The 13,918-nt window shown below is 49.4% G+C and carries 13 protein-coding genes and 1 other RNA gene; 12 read left to right on the forward strand and 2 right to left on the reverse strand.

What is annotated here, in order from left to right; translation table 11 throughout:
- Positions 1-49: 49 nt before the first annotated feature.
- From ACXAGL_RS07455 to aldA, 4 genes are all read left to right on the forward strand, one after another.
- Positions 50-706: a M50 family metallopeptidase gene (locus ACXAGL_RS07455; protein WP_474970627.1), complete on the forward strand. Its 657-nt coding sequence runs from the start codon at positions 50-52 to the stop codon at positions 704-706.
- 104 nt (positions 707-810) lie between these two features.
- Positions 811-915 (forward strand): YjcZ family sporulation protein, encoded by a 105-nt coding sequence (locus ACXAGL_RS07460; protein WP_084163164.1) that lies wholly within the window; start codon positions 811-813, stop codon positions 913-915.
- Positions 916-1,013: 98 nt separating this feature from the next.
- The gene (locus ACXAGL_RS07465) at positions 1,014-1,265 is read left to right on the forward strand and encodes a hypothetical protein (RefSeq protein WP_160890095.1); all 252 of its coding nucleotides are present in this window, start codon (positions 1,014-1,016) and stop codon (positions 1,263-1,265) included.
- A gap of 118 nt (positions 1,266-1,383) precedes the next feature.
- Positions 1,384-2,835 carry an aldehyde dehydrogenase gene (gene aldA / locus ACXAGL_RS07470; protein WP_474990697.1) on the forward strand — a complete coding sequence of 484 codons (1,452 nt, stop codon included), beginning with the start codon at positions 1,384-1,386 and terminating at the stop codon, positions 2,833-2,835.
- 72 nt (positions 2,836-2,907) lie between these two features.
- On the opposite strand, the gene queF is transcribed toward aldA, so the two are convergent.
- Positions 2,908-3,402, reverse strand: a complete 495-nt coding sequence (gene queF, locus ACXAGL_RS07475) for a preQ(1) synthase (protein WP_474970625.1) — start codon at positions 3,400-3,402, stop codon at positions 2,908-2,910.
- A gap of 344 nt (positions 3,403-3,746) precedes the next feature.
- Between queF and acsA the strand changes: the two genes are divergently transcribed.
- The 5 genes from acsA to ACXAGL_RS07500 all read left to right on the forward strand — a co-directional run bounded on the left by acsA (position 3,747) and on the right by ACXAGL_RS07500 (position 9,754).
- Positions 3,747-5,456, forward strand: coding sequence for an acetate--CoA ligase (gene acsA / locus ACXAGL_RS07480; protein ID WP_474970174.1), 1,710 nt, complete (start codon positions 3,747-3,749; stop codon positions 5,454-5,456).
- Between the two features lie 102 nt (positions 5,457-5,558).
- On the forward strand, positions 5,559-6,857 hold the full coding sequence (locus ACXAGL_RS07485) for a purine/pyrimidine permease (protein WP_474970175.1): 1,299 nt from the start codon (positions 5,559-5,561) through the stop codon (positions 6,855-6,857).
- A 39-nt stretch (positions 6,858-6,896) separates the two neighbouring features.
- Positions 6,897-8,216: a lysine N(6)-hydroxylase/L-ornithine N(5)-oxygenase family protein gene (locus ACXAGL_RS07490; protein WP_474990699.1), complete on the forward strand. Its 1,320-nt coding sequence runs from the start codon at positions 6,897-6,899 to the stop codon at positions 8,214-8,216.
- Positions 8,217-8,309: 93 nt separating this feature from the next.
- On the forward strand, positions 8,310-8,822 hold the full coding sequence (locus tag ACXAGL_RS07495; protein ID WP_474970623.1) for a type 1 glutamine amidotransferase domain-containing protein: 513 nt from the start codon (positions 8,310-8,312) through the stop codon (positions 8,820-8,822).
- A 146-nt stretch (positions 8,823-8,968) separates the two neighbouring features.
- Positions 8,969-9,754, forward strand: a complete 786-nt coding sequence (locus ACXAGL_RS07500) for a DUF3891 family protein (protein ID WP_474970622.1) — start codon at positions 8,969-8,971, stop codon at positions 9,752-9,754.
- A 13-nt stretch (positions 9,755-9,767) separates the two neighbouring features.
- Here ACXAGL_RS07500 and ACXAGL_RS07505 read toward each other — a convergent pair whose 3' ends face one another.
- On the reverse strand, positions 9,768-11,057 hold the full coding sequence (locus ACXAGL_RS07505) for a glycosyl hydrolase family 18 protein (RefSeq protein WP_474990701.1): 1,290 nt from the start codon (positions 11,055-11,057) through the stop codon (positions 9,768-9,770).
- Positions 11,058-11,190: 133 nt separating this feature from the next.
- Between ACXAGL_RS07505 and tadA the strand changes: the two genes are divergently transcribed.
- The 3 genes from tadA (at position 11,191) to dnaX (ending at position 13,898) form a co-directional block, all read left to right on the forward strand.
- Positions 11,191-11,670, forward strand: coding sequence for a tRNA adenosine(34) deaminase TadA (gene tadA, locus ACXAGL_RS07510; protein ID WP_474990703.1), 480 nt, complete (start codon positions 11,191-11,193; stop codon positions 11,668-11,670).
- 50 nt (positions 11,671-11,720) lie between these two features.
- Positions 11,721-11,986, forward strand: an RNA gene (ffs, locus tag ACXAGL_RS07515) — signal recognition particle sRNA large type.
- 187 nt (positions 11,987-12,173) lie between these two features.
- Positions 12,174-13,898: a DNA polymerase III subunit gamma/tau gene (gene dnaX, locus ACXAGL_RS07520; RefSeq protein ID WP_474990705.1), complete on the forward strand. Its 1,725-nt coding sequence runs from the start codon at positions 12,174-12,176 to the stop codon at positions 13,896-13,898.
- Positions 13,899-13,918: the final 20 nt, after the last annotated feature.

The following is a 13,918-nucleotide window of genomic DNA, read 5'->3' on the forward strand; positions in this document are numbered from 1 at the left end:
ATTCGGTGACAGGGCATAAAACATCCATGATAAAGAAAGGTTGAATAGCATGAAACTCCAAATCATCACCGCGCTGGTTCTGGCGCTTTTGTTGACCCAGCTTCCCGTAGCAGGTAAATATTTTGCAGTCTTGAATACTATGATACATGAAACCGGTCATTCTCTCACAGCTTTATTGACAGGTGGGGAAGTGAGGCATATCTCTTTATTCCCGAATACGTCCGGTGTTACGCTGACCGGTCACAGTTCGTGGCTGAGCCATGTGGCGACAAGTCTTTCGGGATATATAGCGGCCTCCTTCACAGCCTTTGTTTTTTTCTATTTCATCAGTAAGGGATACTGGTCATGGGTGATGTATATCCTGCTTGCCATCCTTGCTGTGAACCTGCTCTTCTGGGTCCGGAATATCTATGGAGTGTTCTGGATCGTGACCTTTGGGGCCGGTTTTATCTGGCTGCTTCGGACCGGTCATGACACGATTGTGCAGTATGTCCTTCTTCTGCTCGCCTCCCTCGTTCTTGTCGAGTCCGTAACCAGTGCGTTTGAAATCATGTGGATCAGCTTCGTGTCTCCGGGGCAGGCTGGTGATGCCGCCAATCTGGCCCGCGCCTTCCGGATCATCCCATCTCCGGTATGGGGCGTGCTTTTCTTTCTTCAGGCTGTCTATTTTGCTTTTCTTTCCCTGAAGCGTGTCTTTACTTTTTGAAAATGTGCAGACACGGGGGGAATTCTTTCAAAATCCGCACCTGCCCTGTCTTTCCTTATCCACCTGAATAAGGTAATAAGGTAGGAAAGAGAGGAGGGGAAGAAATGAGCGGAGGATACGGCGGTGGTTTCGCACTGTTGGTTGTTTTGTTCATCCTTTTGATCATTATCGGTGCTTCTTACATGGGCGGCCGTGGATACGGTTATTAAATAGACAGCGGGATTTTTCCCGCTCTTACATATATAAAGTTTGTATAAGGTGCAGGAAGGGTAAAACGTACTATAAAAAAAGGACGGGGGAGTCCACTATGGATTTAAAGGAACATTTATTGACGGAAGGATATAACCAGATTGATATTCTTCTCGTCCGCGAAGGGGAAGACCAGACCACAGTACCTGGAATTACGCTTCATAAAGTCACAGATTTGGAGTACAAGCTTTATTTGGACCCTGAAACGATCACGTATCACCTGAAGGAAGAACACCCGTATTTCCAGGGAGATCAAAAAGTCGAATCCGGGGAAATGAAGCAGGTGAAGGGATATATTCTAGAATGGTAGGAAGCCTTGATGTTCAAGGCTTTTTTATATGGTCCGCTGAAACTTTAACACATTCTGTCGTTTAGTTGAGGAAACAAAGTGGAACGAAGGAGACAAAAAGCACGGAGGAGGATCATCAATGAAGGAACATCAATTATACATCAATGGTGAATATACACAGTCACATGGATCGGAGTGGATTGACGTCGTTAATCCAGCCACAGAGGAAGTCATCTCCCGTATTCCCAAAGGGACGGAGGAAGATGTGAACAAAGCAGTGGAAGCAGCAGCTGCTGCGCAGAAGGGCTGGGAACTGACTCCGAATATCGAGCGCGGTAAAATCGTCCGGCGCCTTGGAGATAAAATTGAAGAAAACCGTGACCGGTTCATTGATCTTCTTCAGGAAGAGCAGGGGAAAGATTATGAGCTGGCCAGCGGAGAAATAGATCTCGCAATTGATTATTTCCGGTATATGTCGGAATGGGCCCGTCGTATTGAAGGTGAAATTGTCCCGAGTGATCGTGCAAACGAAAATATATTCATTTATAAAAAGCCGATTGGTGTCGTAGCCGGAATCGTCCCATGGAATTTCCCGATGTTTATTCTGGCAAGAAAAGTAGCGACAGCGCTTGTTACCGGCTGTACCCTCGTCTTGAAGCCAAGTCAGCAGACACCGAATACAGCTGTCGAATTCACGAAAATCATCGACAGCATGGAGGATATTCCTAAAGGGGTCTACAACCTTGTCACAGGAACAGGCTCTGAAATCGGCAATACCCTTGCCAAGCATAAAGATGTCCACATGATTACGATGACGGGAAGTGTGGGAGCCGGAACGAAAGTCATGGAAGCGGCTGCTCAGAATATTACGAAGGTCAACCTTGAACTCGGCGGTAAAGCACCGGCTATCGTAACAGCCAGCGCCGACCTGGATGTAGCGGCGGAAAACATAACGACTTCCCGTTTAGCTAATAATGGACAGGCGTGTACAAACGCCGAGCGTGTCTACGTACACGAAAGTGTCGCAGAAGAACTGATCAGCAAGCTGCGTCATAACTTCGAAAATAAAACACTCGGTAACCCGCGTGAAAATAAACAAGCCGAAGTTGGTCCGCTCGTCAGTATGGACCGCATCGAAGAAGTGGAATCCATGGTCAAAGAGGCTGTGGATGCTGGTGCCCACATTGAAATTGGCGGGGAACGCGCAGACATGGACAAAGGGTTCTTCTATAAGCCGACCATTTTGACGAATGTCACCCATGATATGAACATTATGCATGAAGAGATTTTCGGTCCGGTCATTCCGATTTCCACATTCAAGACGCTGGATGAAGCGATTGAAAAAGGAAATGACACGGAATATGGTCTGTCCTCTTCTGTTTATACGGAAGATATGAATGAAGCGATGCGTGTCGTGAACGAGCTGAAGTTCGGGGAGACATTCGTGAACCGTGAAAACTTCGAAGCTGTTCAAGGCTATCATGCGGGTATGAAGAAATCCGGCCTCGGTGGTGCCGATGGTAAACACGGCATGGAAGACTTCCTCGTAACCCAGGTCGTCTATATGCAGTATAAAAACGATAAGCAGTAAACAAAAAGGAGCTGTCCCACCGGGGCAGCTCCTTTGTATAGGATCGTCTCTGACGGAACGCTTGGTCTTTCTTCAGCGGTTGTCGACTTTTTCAGGGTAGAGATCGTGATTCATCAGACGGTGATCGGCCATCTGCTCATATTTTGTTCCAGGCTTTCCATAGTTACAGAACGGATCAATGGAAATACCGCCTCGTGGTGTGAATTTCCCCCACACTTCGATGTAGCGCGGATCCATGAGGTCAATCAGGTCGTTCATGATCGTGTTCACACTGTCCTCATGGAAGTCGCCGTGATTGCGGAAACTGAATAGATAAAGCTTGAGTGATTTACTTTCCACCATCTTCACATCGGGGATGTAGCTGATGTAAATCGTCGCGAAGTCCGGCTGTCTCGTTTTCGGACAGAGCGTGGTGAATTCCGGACAGTTGAATTTAACAAAGTAATCACGGTTCGGATGCTGATTGTCGAACGTTTCCAATACCTCCGGATCGTATTCAAACGAATAGCTTGTTCCCTGGTTTCCGAGCAGGGAAAGGGGAAGCTCCTCTTCATTTCGTCCTGGCATAATATCGTCTCCTCCATATAAGTAAAATAAAAAGCCGCTGCCTCTAAGGGCAGCGGCTTGTGTCGTCTACATCCTTAGTTTTTTATAGAGGGGTGGGCTAAGAAACCTCTTTGTTCTGTTGGGTTTATTATATAGAAGGGAGGAGAAACCTGTCAATTTCCTCCGGCATCCGACCCGTTTCTGTAAATCTTTGGAGAATACTCTTTAAAAATCATTCGTAATCCCCTACAATAGAAGTAATTCGTGAAATTTTCAGAAAAAATGCGCGGCTCTGATTTCCTTCAGAGCTTTGTTTTGTCACATGCAGAAAACGTTTACAAAAAACATTCTAATGAGGTGATTTAATGGACATGCAGCCAATTCCAGCTCGATCAGGCAATCACAACATGGAAAACTACAAGCAGACGTATGAAAATTTTCAGTGGGACGATGCAAAGCAGCATTTTACTTGGAACGACACCGGACGAGTCAATGCCGCTTATGAAGCGATTGACCGCCATGCGGAAAACCCGGACAAGAAAGATCAGCCGGCGTTGATTTATTCCGCACCGGACAGGGAGGAAACGCTGAGTTTCTCAGACCTGAGCAGAAAAAGTAACCAATTTGCCAACGTGTTGAAAAAACACCATATAGAAAAAGGGGACCGCGTCTTCCTTTTCATGCCGAGAAGCCCGGAATTTTATGCGGCTTTCTTTGGTATTTTGAAGGTGGGAGCGATCGCAGGCCCGCTGTTTGAAGCCTTTATGGAGCAGGCGGTCCGGGATCGTCTGGAGGACAGCGAAGCGACGATGCTGATCACGACACCGGATTTGCTGGAGCGTGTACCGGCCGATGATCTGCCGCACTTGAAGCAGATTGTCCTTGTGGGCGGGGAAGCTCCTGGCAACTACATTTCCTATGAAGAGGAAATGAAGGCCGCCTCTGAATCTTTTGATGTGGAATGGGTCGACTTGGAGGATGGAATGCTCCTTCATTATACTTCCGGCTCAACAGGAAAGCCGAAGGGTGTCTACCACGTTCACAATGCGATGATCCAGCACTATCAAACCGGAAAATGGGTGCTCGATCTGAAGGAAGGCGACGTGTACTGGTGTACCGCCGATCCCGGGTGGGTGACCGGTACAAGCTACGGAATATTCGCCCCGTGGCTCAACGGAGTGACCAACGTGATCCGCGGTGGACGTTTCAGCCCGGATGACTGGTACGGAACAATTGCGGCCTATGATGTGTCGGTATGGTATTCGGCGCCCACAGCCTTCCGTAAATTGTTGAGTGCTGGTAAAGAGGCGGCAGGAAAGCATGACTTATCATCACTCCGACATGTATTGAGTGTGGGAGAACCATTGAACCCTGAAGTTGTGACATGGGGGTTATCCGCCTTTGATCTGCGGATCCATGATACGTGGTGGATGACGGAGACCGGCGGGATGCTGATCTGTAACTATCCGGCAATGGATATTCGACCGGGATCGATGGGTAAGCCGTTCCCGGGTATTGAGGCCGCCATCGTAGATAACGAAGGAAACGAACTCCCGGACAATCAGATGGGGAACCTCGCTGTTAAAGAAGGATGGCCGTCCATGATGCGTGCCGTCTGGAACAACCCTGGAAAGTACGAAAGCTACTTCCTGAACGGCTGGTACGTCTCCGGAGACAGTGCTTATAAGGATGAAGATGGCTACTTCTGGTTCCAGGGCCGTCTGGATGATGTAATCAACACGTCCGGCGAACGCGTAGGGCCTTTTGAGGTGGAAAGCAAACTGATTGAACATGAAGCGGTGGCAGAAGCAGGTGTCATCGGTAAACCCGATCCAGAGCGGGGCGAAATCATTAAAGCCTTTATAACACTGCGGGATGGATACGAGCAGTCCGATGAGCTGCTGGAGGACATCCGCCAGTTTGTGAAAAAGGGACTCAGCGCCCATGCCGCCCCTCGTGAAATCGAAATCAAGGACACGATACCGAAAACGAGAAGTGGTAAAATCATGCGGCGGTTATTGAAGTCGTGGGAGCTCGGGCTTCCGACAGGTGATACGTCCACATTAGAAGAATAAGCAGGAAAAGCACAGCCTTCCGCTGTGCTTTTCTATTTGTCGTTTCACGTGGAACGATGACGTTTTATGTAGAAAAATCAGTGTAGACAGCAGGTGGATAGAATGGAAAAACAATCAACGCAATGGATGACAGAGACGCTGGAAACCGTCCAGTGGTTTGTGTTTCTTCTGGCAAGTGCTGTCGCCCTGCCGATCGTGATCGGTTCTTTGTTCGGCCTTTCCTTTCCGGAGGTTGCCGGGTTGATGCAGCGGACGTTATTTGTAGTAGGGGCGGCATCCTTTCTTCAAGGAGTGATCGGTCATAAGCTTCCGATCATGGAAGGTCCGGCCGGTATTTGGATCAGTATTTTTGCCGTTATGGCTTTCAGTGGAAAACAGAACGGGGATACCTATATGGAGACGCTCCAAGTGCTGGAGGGGACGATGCTGTGGACCGGACTGTTTTTAGTTTTATTCGGCTTGTTCAAATTGTCCCACCGGGTTTTGTTCGTCTTTACCCCTTTTGTGACCGGCGCTTTTTTATTTATGCTGACCGTTCAGTTGAGCGGGACCTTTCTTGAAGGGATGCTCGGCCTTCAGGAAGGAGCGGAGGGTATTGACGGGACAGATGCGTGGACGGCTTTTGTCACGCTTGCCCTTGTTCTCGGGCTTTCTATCACTGGGCGGGGATGGATGAAAAGTTTTGCTGTCCTGATTGGGATCAGCGCAGGATGGGTATTGTATGAAATAGCTGTTCCGGCGAAGGGCGTTGAATCTACAGCCGTCGAGTGGTTTGCCCTTCCCGAAGTTTTTGCCTGGGGACCGCCGGCCATGACTCTCGGTACTCTTCCTCTGGGATTGATTACTGCCGTGATTCTACTGTCGAATTTAGTGGCTTCGGTCATCGCTGTCAGCCAGACCATATATGGAAAGCCACGGTATACATATGAGCAGATCAACCGGGGGAGCGGCTTTCTGGGCATCAACCACGGCCTGACCGCTCTTTTTTCTGCGGTGGCCAACGTCTCGCTGGCTTCCTCCTCCGGATTTATGCAGCTGACCGGACAGAAACGGAAGCAGCCGTTCCTTTATGCTTCCCTGCTCCTGACCGGTCTGTCTTTCTTTCCGCCTGTGGTCAGGTTCATATCTTCTGTGCCTGCTCCGGTGGCGAATGCAGCGCTTTTAGCCACGTTTGTACAGTTGATGGGCCTCGGTTTGTCGAACTTGACGATGGAACCCCTCGATCAGCGGAAACTGACGATTCTAGGCCTGTCTTTTCTGCTCGGGATCGGACTGATGTTTCTGCCGCCGGACGTCTTCACAGGACTCCCGGGTGTGCTGCAGAACCTTCTAAGCAATGGACTTCTCATTGGAACAGTACTCGTCATTACATTGAACCAGTTATGGAAGGAACCAAATTAATTATCCCGGCTTATGGGATGGATAGAGGAAGTGTATTTTATGGCTGAAGAAATCAAAGACATCATCGGTATCGGTATCGGGCCTTTCAACCTTGGACTTGCCGCACTTGCCGACCAGACGGACGAAGTGGACGGTTTGTTTTTTGAACAGACAATCGAGTTCAACTGGCATCCGGGCATGCTCATAGAAAAAATGGATCTTCAAGTTCCGTTTTTGGCCGACCTTGTAACATTTGCTGATCCGAAGAGTCCTTATACATTTATCAATTACCTGCACGAACACAACCGTATGTTTCCGTTTTTCTTTCACCGCCACTTTGAAATTCCAAGACAGGAGTTCAATCATTATATGCAGTGGGTGGCTGGTCAGGTGGATGGCCTGCACTTCGGTCATACGGTTATAGATGTGATCGATCATAACGAAGAAAAGACGCCGCACTATGAAGTGATTGTCGAAGAGACGTCGACCGGTGAAAGAAAGCATTATCGGTCCAGGCACGTCGTGATGGGGACTGGGAACGAACCGATCGTCCTGGATGGCATGGACCGCCTGCCGAATGAAGATGTGCTTCATACGAGCCGTTACCTGTTCCAAAAGGATCAGCTGCTGAAGTCGCGCCATGTTGCGGTTATCGGCTCCGGTCAAAGTGCACTTGAAGTTTTCCTCGATCTATTGGAGGAGCAGGAGCGCAGTGATATGAAAGTGACGCTTTTGACGAGATCGGGCGGATTGTTCCAGCTCGATACGGCAAAATTTGCCCAGGAGATGTTTACTCCTGATTATGTGGATTATTTTCATAGTCTGAGCTTTGACCAGCGGAAAGAAGCGTTGAGTACGCTTGATCCGCTCCGTAAAGGGATTGCTCCGGACACGCTCACACGGCTTTATACAAAACTGTACCACCGGACGACAGCGATGGAAGACAGCCGTGTCCTTATCCAGCCGATGACAGAGATCAACGGTATTGAAGCGTCAGAAGAGGGGGGCTATGATCTTCAGTGCCGCCAGTGGCAGGAGGAGTATGACTATACGTATCATGCCGACAAAGTGGTGTTTGCCACCGGCTACAAGCCTCATCTTCCTTCATGGTTTATGGACCGCTATAAGGATCAGGTCGAATGGGAGGCCGATCAGATGTATAAGGTGTCCCGTGACTACCATCTTGAATTCAAGGACGGCCGGGATCATCACTTCTTCACCTTGACGAACCTGGTGCATTCCCACGGAGCAGGGGCGACGAACCTCGGCCTTTCCGTTCACCGAAATGTTCATATCATCAACACCATTGCCGACAGGGAAGTGTATAAAAATCAAAAGGATACCACATTCCAGACCTTCTCCATGAAGCATTCGAAGTAACCTGAACCTGTCACCGGTGTTTAAAAGCCTGCCAAACGGGAAGACAATCTATGGAAAAAATAATGGACAAATCTTTCAAGGAGTTGAGTTTTCATGAGTAAGATTGCATGTCTCGTAACGTCCCATTTTGAAGATGTCGAATATACACAGCCGGCGGATGCCTTTTCCAAGGAAGGTCATGAAGTGACAACCATTGAATGGGAAGCCGGAAAAGAAGTGGAAGGCAAGCAGGGAGAAGCCTCGGTCAAAATCGATACGTCCATTGATGATGTAAAACCGGAAGACTTTGATGCCTTGTTCATCCCGGGCGGATTTTCCCCGGATATTCTCCGCGGAGATGAGAAGTTCGTTTCCTTCGCTAAACATTTTATGAATGAGAAAAAGCCTGTCTTCGCCATCTGCCACGGGCCTCAGCTGTTGATTACAGCTAAAACACTGGAAGGCCGTACAGCTACAGGGTTCAAATCCATCGCTGTCGATATGGAGTATGCGGGCGTGGATTATAAGGACCAGGAAGTCGTCGTCTGTCAGGATCAGCTGGTGACCAGCCGTCAGCCGGATGACATCCCTGCCTTTAACCGCGAAGCATTGAAACTTCTTAAATAATCTGCGTCACCATGGGGCCGCGGGGGATTCTCCCCACGGCTCTTTTTCTATCAATCGGATCCAGCGGTGGTGAGTGGTCGTGTGATCCTATATAATGGAAGGACAAGTCTGCCTACATAATGGATGAAGAACTAGGAGGATCGTTTATGATTGTTATTGAGAAGACGGACCACTTCATCATGATACCCCAGCACGAACATGCCGGCATTTCAGGAAGCCTCGTTGATCATTGGAAAAATCATTTTCTGCTGCGCTCGAAGCTGAGGGAAGAAGCGGACTGGGCCATCCGTCAGCATGACCGGGCCTGGATTCCTTTGGATGAGAAGCCTTTATGGAATGAAGAGAAGAACCGCCCGTATACGTTTGTCGATTATCCGCTCCAGGAAAAACTCCAGGCTTATGAGCGTGGGATTGGAGAAGTGGCTTCCCAGTCCTTTTATGCAGGGATGCTGTGCAGCATGCATTATGCCTCCTTCTTTCAGGAGGACAGCCATGATCCTGTGATTGTCGAATTCCTGAAGCAGGAGGAGAAACGGCGGAAGGATTTGTATGAATGGATGGAAATGGACATTCCCTACGACGTCTATCATCTTCACTTCAAACGCCTTCAGTTCTGTGATGATCTTTCTTTGTATGTGTGTATGCAGGAACCGGGAACACCGAAGGAAGAGGAAATCCCGTGGTTTAAGGACGGGTTCAGACAGACGTTCGATTTTGCGCCGGAGGGGATATATCCGCAGTGGGACAGCGCACGTCAGGTCGTCCTCGATCCGTTTCCATTTGAACAGTCCTTCCATGTGCAGATTCCTTACCGGAGAGTATCGAAAGAGGACATCCAGCGCCGTGGATTGACCAAGGCTTTCCAGGAGGCTGATATTGATCCGGTCACGGTCACCTTTGTTGGAAAAGAAGAAAAGCCGCCTCTCTCATGAGAAGCGGCTTCTTTTATGGATTTTTTTTCACGCTGAATTGATTGCTGAGAAGGACCCAGTTCTGGGGGAAGGATAGTCCGAGCTTCCAGTAGCTGATTCCAAGCAGGTTCTTTTCCTTAATCAGATCGAATTTCTTTTGTATGGATCTGGCGTCTTCGAACCACACCTCATGCTTTTTTCCATCTCCATCCGTATACGTGAAATAGGGGGCCTGCTCCTTCTGGTCGTATGAAATTGCTACATTATTTTTCCGGGCTGTCTGAATGGCCTGCTGCGGACTGAGGGCTTTGGCGAATTCTCCCCCGGGTTCGTACGGAAGCGTCCAGTCATATCCATAGAGGTTCTGGCCAAGCAGAATTTTCTGAGCCGGCATTTCCGACAATGCATAATTCACAACATCTGTGACAGGGCCGATCGGAGACACGGCGCGTGGCGGACCGCCGCTGTATCCCCATTCGTAGGTCATCAAGACGACGAAGTCTACGATTTCCCCGTGGGCTTTATAATCGTGGGCTTCATACCAGTCGCCTTTCTGGTCGGCACTCGTTTTAGGAGCGAGCGCTGTCGAAATGAGCAGTCCTTCCTTGGATAGACGCTGTTTTGCTTTGCGAAGAAATTGATTATAGGAATCTTTCATATCCGGAGGAAGGAATTCCATATCAAAATGGACATCCTTGAATCCTACCTGTTTCGTAATTTGAATGATTTCATCGAGCAGTTTGTCTTGAAGGGCCTCGTCGCTGAGAATTGTTCTGCCCAATTCTGCACTGAACCCGTCATCAGCAAGGTTGGTGACGACCATCATGAGAGTCGCATCGTTTTTCCTGGCAATTTCCTTGAAATTGTCGAGCGGAGGTGCTTTTAATGTGCCGTCCTCCTGGATTTCATAGCTGAAGGGGGCCAGATAAGTCAGGTTCACGGCCCGGCTCTCTGCTGACTGCCGGAGGGTGTCGGAGACGGTTCCTCCATAGGGTTCAATGTACGCATTGCTCGTAATCGGTGTCGGGGGCTGGTCCGGAATATAAAGCCGCAGCCCGACAGCGAGAGCGCTGTCCGTATTCAGTCCATTGACGGCTGCCAGGCGATCCGCCGTCATATTGAATTGTTCAGCAATCGTATATAAACTGTCTCCCGGCTGAACAAAATAGTATTGTCCGACGATAGGAACCACAAGAGCCTGACCGATGACAAGTTCTCCCGGCGTCTCTAATTCGTTTGCTTCGATGATGTCGTTTGGCGTACTATCATAAAGACGGGCGATCGAATACACAGAGTCTCCCTCTTGAACAATATGAATCTGCACATGTCTCACATCCTTTCTCATCCTTTATCAATGTATGAAACAAAAAAACGGATTTATTCTTAAAATCCATTTCTGGATTCGAGGAACAGGATTTTTTCTATCAGTCTTTCTATAGGAAAAGGAGGTGGTCCGGATGGAAGATGAGCACTTTATGGAGCTTGCCATGGTGGAAGCGGAAAAAGCAGAGGCGGAAGGAGAAGTGCCGATTGGTGCTGTTATCGTCAAAGACAATCAGGTGATTGCTTCCGGGTACAATCAGCGCGAACAATCCCAGCGCGCTTCTTCCCATGCCGAATTCATCGCAATTGAGCGTGCCAATGAGCATGAGGGCAGCTGGCGTCTGGAAGACTGCACGTTATATGTGACCTTGGAGCCCTGCCCCATGTGTGCAGGAGCCATTCTGCAGTCGAGAATTCCCCGGGTCGTATACGGAGCGGCCGATCCTAAAGCCGGCTGTGCCGGAAGCTTGTACCAGCTTTTGGAGGATAATCGTTTCAACCATCGATGTGAAGTTGTGCCCGGTGTTCTGGGAGAAGCATGCGGGGAGATGCTGTCTCATTTTTTCCGCAGCCTCCGGTCGAAGAAGAAAAAGAAACCGGCTGTAGATAATTAACAGCATGAAACCATTGCATTTTCTGCTGAAAATCGCTATACTTGTTTATGCCGTGCTAAGCGGGGAGGTAGCGGTGCCCTGTACTCGCAATCCGCTATAGCGAGGCCGAATTCCCACCCGAGGTGGCACAGCTTTAAGGTCTGCCTTATGTGAGTGGTGTTGACACTCAGGTCCTGCGCAACGGGAACCAGTGAACCCTGTCAGGTCCGGAAGGAAGCAGCAGTAAGCTGACCCTCCCGTGTGCCGCGGGAGTGCCTGGGTCGAGCCACAACCATAAGTAACGCTTAGGGCTCTGCCATCGAAGGTGGGTGCACGGCATTACATAAGTCGTACACACATGATTCACATATAAGGGGAGCCGTTATGATACGTTCATAACGGCTCCTTTTTTCTATCATTTATAGACGATCCCCCTGACTGTCTTCTTGTCTGCCGGTAATGGTTCACAGCAGGAATGTCTATCAGGTATAATGGGAATGAAACTAAAAAGGGAGAACGGTTTTATGAGCTACCAGGCTTTATATCGTGTATGGCGTCCCCGGGATTTTGAAGGTGTCGTTGGGCAATCGCACATTACGCGGACACTGCAGAACGCAATAGTACAGGAAAAGTTTTCACATGCGTATTTATTTTCCGGACCCAGGGGGACGGGAAAAACGAGTGCGGCCAAAATTTTCGCAAAGGCCGTCAACTGCGAACGCTCCCCTGTGAAAGAGCCGTGTAATGAATGCGATGCCTGTCTTGGCATCCAGGATGGCTCCATCTCTGATGTCATAGAGATTGACGCTGCTTCCAACAACGGGGTGGAGCAGATACGTGAAATCAGGGACAAGGTTAAATATGCCCCGAGCGCGGTGCCGTACAAGGTCTACATCATTGATGAGGTTCACATGCTTTCCATGGGTGCGTTCAACGCCCTTTTGAAAACATTGGAGGAACCTCCAAAGCACGTGATCTTCATTCTGGCGACGACTGAACCGCACAAAATTCCGTTGACGATCATATCCAGGTGTCAGCGGTTTGACTTCAAACGAATTTCCCAAAAGTCGATGGTCGACCGGATGGTGAAAATCACAGCAGCGGAAGAGATTGCCGTGGTTCCTGAGGCTTTGGAAATCATTGCTCTAACGGCAGAAGGCGGCATGCGTGATGCCTTAAGTCTGTTGGACCAGGCCGTTTCCTACAGTGAAGAGGAAGTGACGATGGACGATGTCCTGGCTGTGACGGGGTCCGTATCGCAGGCGAAGCTTACCGCTGTCTTGAGAGCCTTGAACGATCAAGACGCCAGATCAGCTCTGGAAGCGGTGGATGATCTGATCCAGCAGGGGAAAGATCCGGGACGTTTTGTTTTCGATCTTATCTATTATTTAAGAGACCTTCTGCTGTATCAAAGTGCTCCGGATCTTGAACAGAACCTGGAACGTGCCATTCCGGATGATTCGTTCCGGAACCTTTCCACAGAGCTCACAGCCGGATGGATTCAGCAGGCGATCCGTGAATTGAATCACTGTCAGCAGGAAATGAAATGGACGACAAGTCCGAAAGTCTTCATAGAAATCGCCATGCTGAACATGGTCGAAGTACAGGCAGGTCCTCCGTCAGCCCAGGCGGTTGATTCCAGTGCTGTCGAAAAGCTGTCCGGGAAAATCCAGGAGCTTGAAAAACAGCTGGCAGCTCTAAAGGAGAGCGGACCGGCGCCTCAGGCTTCTGCCCAGCCTGCTAAAAAACGAGCACCTGCAAAATCAGGAAGAAAAGGGTATAATGTTCCATATGAGCGGATCAGGCAGGTCCTGAGTGAAGCTTCGAAGGAAGAGATTAAAAATATCCAGAGTCGCTGGGCTGACTTTATGGAGGCGCTCAAGCAGCAGAATGCGCCGGCTCATGCGACACTGTTAAACAGCAAACCGCGGGCTGCATCACCGAAGGCGCTCGTCCTGGCTTTCCGCTATGATATTCACTGCTCCCTGGCTCTGGAGCATCAAAAGACGATCGAACCCCTTTTGACGGAGTATGCAGGAAAGCCGATGACAATCATTCCGATTCCTGAACAGAATTGGCAGGAACTGCGAGAGGAATATGTCCGGAAGCAGAAACAGGCTCCGGATGAAGTGCCGGAAGTGGATGGGGAGGAAAACGGAGAAAGTACGCCGCAGGAGCCCCAGGAAGACCCGCATATTTCAGAAGCCCGAAAACACTTCGGGGATGACCTGATTGAAATCCAGGACTAACAATCCCACAAGGAGGAATG

The sequence above is a fragment of the Halobacillus sp. ABA4_118 genome (assembly GCF_056160205.1).

What these genes read in the sequence shown, in the direction of transcription:
- ACXAGL_RS07455 (WP_474970627.1), top strand. Translation starts at nt 50, where the DNA reads ATGAAACTCCAAATCATCACCGCGCTGGTTCTGGCGCTTTTGTTGACC.
- ACXAGL_RS07460 (WP_084163164.1), top strand. Translation starts at nt 811, where the DNA reads ATGAGCGGAGGATACGGCGGTGGTTTCGCACTGTTGGTTGTTTTGTTC.
- dnaX (WP_474990705.1), top strand. Translation starts at nt 12,174, where the DNA reads ATGAGCTACCAGGCTTTATATCGTGTATGGCGTCCCCGGGATTTTGAA.
- ACXAGL_RS07465 (WP_160890095.1), top strand. Translation starts at nt 1,014, where the DNA reads ATGGATTTAAAGGAACATTTATTGACGGAAGGATATAACCAGATTGAT.
- queF (WP_474970625.1), bottom strand. Translation starts at nt 3,402, where the DNA reads ATGCCAGGACGAAATGAAGAGGAGCTTCCCCTTTCCCTGCTCGGAAAC.
- acsA (WP_474970174.1), top strand. Translation starts at nt 3,747, where the DNA reads ATGGACATGCAGCCAATTCCAGCTCGATCAGGCAATCACAACATGGAA.
- aldA (WP_474990697.1), top strand. Translation starts at nt 1,384, where the DNA reads ATGAAGGAACATCAATTATACATCAATGGTGAATATACACAGTCACAT.
- ACXAGL_RS07485 (WP_474970175.1), top strand. Translation starts at nt 5,559, where the DNA reads ATGGAAAAACAATCAACGCAATGGATGACAGAGACGCTGGAAACCGTC.
- ACXAGL_RS07490 (WP_474990699.1), top strand. Translation starts at nt 6,897, where the DNA reads ATGGCTGAAGAAATCAAAGACATCATCGGTATCGGTATCGGGCCTTTC.
- tadA (WP_474990703.1), top strand. Translation starts at nt 11,191, where the DNA reads ATGGAAGATGAGCACTTTATGGAGCTTGCCATGGTGGAAGCGGAAAAA.
- ACXAGL_RS07495 (WP_474970623.1), top strand. Translation starts at nt 8,310, where the DNA reads ATGAGTAAGATTGCATGTCTCGTAACGTCCCATTTTGAAGATGTCGAA.
- ACXAGL_RS07500 (WP_474970622.1), top strand. Translation starts at nt 8,969, where the DNA reads ATGATTGTTATTGAGAAGACGGACCACTTCATCATGATACCCCAGCAC.